This is a genomic window from Edaphobacter aggregans DSM 19364 (genome assembly GCF_000745965.1).
Lineage (GTDB): Bacteria > Acidobacteriota > Terriglobia > Terriglobales > Acidobacteriaceae > Edaphobacter > Edaphobacter aggregans.
This window is the reverse complement of sequence record NZ_JQKI01000282.1, coordinates 1-2,840: the sequence shown is the minus strand read 5'-3', so window position 1 is coordinate 2,840 and position 2,840 is coordinate 1. Positions and strand designations below refer to the sequence as shown.

The following is a 2,840-nucleotide window of genomic DNA, read 5'->3' as shown; positions in this document are numbered from 1 at the left end:
CGCGCTTTGAAAACTCTGTCGGACCCAGGCAACTCTATCGTCTGGGCGAGGCGTTGGCGAGCAGCGTGATCGGGCGTCATGCCCAGCGGTTGCACAACCGTGCCCGCCTACGCCCAGTCAGTAACGGAAAACGCTCCAGGGTTCAGACGGGTTGCGATCGCCGATTGTTACCGGAATCCTGGCGCGATGCCGGAAGGAATCGGAAGGGGAGAGCAAGGGCTTCGGAGAACTCCTCCTCCGTCGAACAGCGGAGGATGGTCACAACGCGGAGCGATGCGGAGCCTTGGATCTTGAGTACTCCAAATCCGGGGCTCATCTCGTCGATCCATCGCCCGGTCGGCTTGAAACCGTGCCCATACTCCGGCCCGTGATATTCCGTGTACCCACAGTAGTTGCAGCCGATAAGTGACGAACTTTCTCTGCAATCGAAGGTATGCCACGCCTCACCCGCGCACTGCGGGCACTCCATCGAACTCTCGACCGTACTCATAGACCTCCCTGAGAAACCGTTGTTGAAAGAACCATCTAACGGCTGTCAACGCCAGTCCGAGGATTTGCCGGTGAAAGCGGAAAGGCGAGCGCAGCGCAAGCAGGCCGCAATGGCTCCGTCGGATGATTCGGTGAACATGGAATCAATGCAGACGGGCGATCAATACATTCAGGCTCGGTCGATCCCTTTCGCCTGGTACGTCGAAGTGGATTCAGGAAGGACACGACGTGCAGTGTTTTTCGTTGTCTTTGATCACGGACAGCCGTTGCCTTTATCAAGAGGAAGCTGCGGAGGTAGCGGCAAGCAGGACTTCCAAAATGGGCTGCGGAGACGGAACGGCGAGGCCCGAAGAATACGACGCACCATTGATGCGCAGATCCTTACGCGGAACACGACATCAGGGCCTTTAGGGGCAGAGGATCTCGATCTTCGGAAAGTATGTTTGGTAGCGGGCGGCGTCGCGCGTAAGCAATCCAAGACCCTCAATGGCCGCATGTGCCCCGATGTAGAAATCCGGCAAAGGGGTGTTTCGGGTGCCTCCACGTTTGCGATACGCCAGGAACGACTTGCCTGCCAGGAAGCCGGCCTCCCATGGAAGTGGCGCCCTTTGATAGATACTGGTGGGAAGGGCAGCGTTCAACGCTTCGATGGTCGAAAATCCGACCGATACTTCGGCATAGATAATCGGGTTCACCATCAGTGACGAATGCTCACTGCATTCGGCGAGCGCATTTGCTGACCATTCGCTCCACGTTACGTCATTGGTCGCGATATCCAGCAGAATATTGCTGTCCACCAGGACGCCGTGGCAGCTGCGAAGCCGCGCGGGCCATCCGGCCAGCGCCGACTTCATTTCCTTCTCCGGGCTCGCCGTCCGTCATCCCGCGTCAGCGCCATGATTTCGTCAGTGCTCATACGGGTGTCCGCAGTTCCACGAAGCGCAGTGAGAGCTCGGTTGCCCCGAGTGCCTGTTCCAGTCGCGGGTTTTGCCTTGCGTATCCGGGCGTGATCTCCAACTAATTCGAACTCAACCTCCGTGTGCGGCAGGAGACCCAGTCGGGTACGAACATTCAAAGGAATCGTTACTTGGCCTTTGCTTGTAATCTGCATGGTAATACTTCTCCTAGTAAGTGTAATACCGACTCTGGTGAGACCGCAATCGCCACTGACGCTCCTGACCCCGCAACCCAGAGGATCAAGTTCCTGCCAACGAGGGATCGGATCAGCCCCGCGGAAGGTCGCTCGACATTATGCCGCTTTGGCCGTACGCTCCTCCGCTGTTTTTCCAGCGTTGGCAAGAACCGGCTCTGGAAGTGGAAACGCCAGCCAAGGCGCATAGAACGCACCATTGCAAAGACAGATCGTTACAGCCAGGGGATCGATATCCATGCCGTAGAGACGATAGGAGAAGTTGCTCGCATGCAGAAGCATGCGTCCTGTCCCGGCCGCGGGCTCACAAATGAGGCGGAGACGTGGATCTTCACCGCTCTTGGAACCGTTCGCGCTGTCTCCTCCAAACGTCATCTGCGCCATCAACTCGCACACTGCGTGAGGGGGCGTGCGGGTTTCATCCCTTGCCTCTCCGCTCGGAGAGCAAGTGGCCCAGGTAGTCATGGGGATGGAGAAGCAACGGTTCAAAGTTGAAGATGCGGTAAAGCGCCTCGGAACTCGCTTCTTCCATCGTTGGCCTGTTTCTCGAAACGGCCAGCCCCCAGGCGAGCCACTGGACGAACGCTTCGAAGGCCGACCAATGGGATTCGCGATAGGCGAGGAGGTCCACGCACTTCTCCAGCATCTTCACGCCAGCCGCGGCAGGACATTCTGCAAAGTGCACCTGCGGGATCGGTTCGTCCAGCAGGCGACCCGCCTCCAGCGTCCGCATGCAATGGTTCCAGCGGCCCGTTGCCTCTGGGTGTTGATCGGCCATCTGGCCCTGAAAAAGCAGCCATCCGCGATAGTGCCATGGCGGCACCGGATCACTCAGGAACGGCATGCGTCCGTGTTCGTGAGTACAAACCGATTGATGTCGAGGTCAGGGTGCTTTCCGCGGTGCGCGATGCCAAACGCATAGTCAGCCTCCGCAGGAAATGTCGTCAGAAATGTTTTGCATGGATTGGCCGCGTCGCAGCACGCACAGGTGGAGGAGGAAGCGCTCCACCTGTGCTCGCTATCGATTACGCAGCGTTGTCAAGCTCGGCGCTCTCCGTCTCACTCTCATCGATTTCAGCGAGGATCGTGCTCTCTTCGTCGGTTTCAATGGTGGCTGGAGCAATCTGCGTCGCCTCCGGGCTGGAGACGAACGCAACGTCGCCTCTTAGACCGGCAAGCTCCAGCCGTTTTTTCGTATGAC

General features: G+C 58.3%; 4 protein-coding genes. All 4 read right to left on the bottom strand.

Going from position 1 to position 2,840, the window contains the following annotated elements:
* Positions 1–142: 142 nt before the first annotated feature.
* The 4 genes from Q363_RS31165 to Q363_RS31150 all read right to left on the bottom strand — a co-directional run bounded on the left by Q363_RS31165 (position 143) and on the right by Q363_RS31150 (position 2,483).
* Complete coding sequence (locus tag Q363_RS31165) at positions 143–490, bottom strand: hypothetical protein (protein WP_035358574.1); 348 nt, start codon at positions 488–490, stop codon at positions 143–145.
* Between the two features lie 406 nt (positions 491–896).
* Complete coding sequence (locus tag Q363_RS31160) at positions 897–1,343, bottom strand: type II toxin-antitoxin system VapC family toxin (protein ID WP_051979594.1); 447 nt, start codon at positions 1,341–1,343, stop codon at positions 897–899.
* A 395-nt stretch (positions 1,344–1,738) separates the two neighbouring features.
* Positions 1,739–1,921 (bottom strand): hypothetical protein, encoded by a 183-nt coding sequence (locus Q363_RS41670; RefSeq protein ID WP_157468038.1) that lies wholly within the window; start codon positions 1,919–1,921, stop codon positions 1,739–1,741.
* Between the two features lie 136 nt (positions 1,922–2,057).
* Positions 2,058–2,483: a hypothetical protein gene (locus Q363_RS31150; protein WP_035358570.1), complete on the bottom strand. Its 426-nt coding sequence runs from the start codon at positions 2,481–2,483 to the stop codon at positions 2,058–2,060.
* Positions 2,484–2,840: the final 357 nt, after the last annotated feature.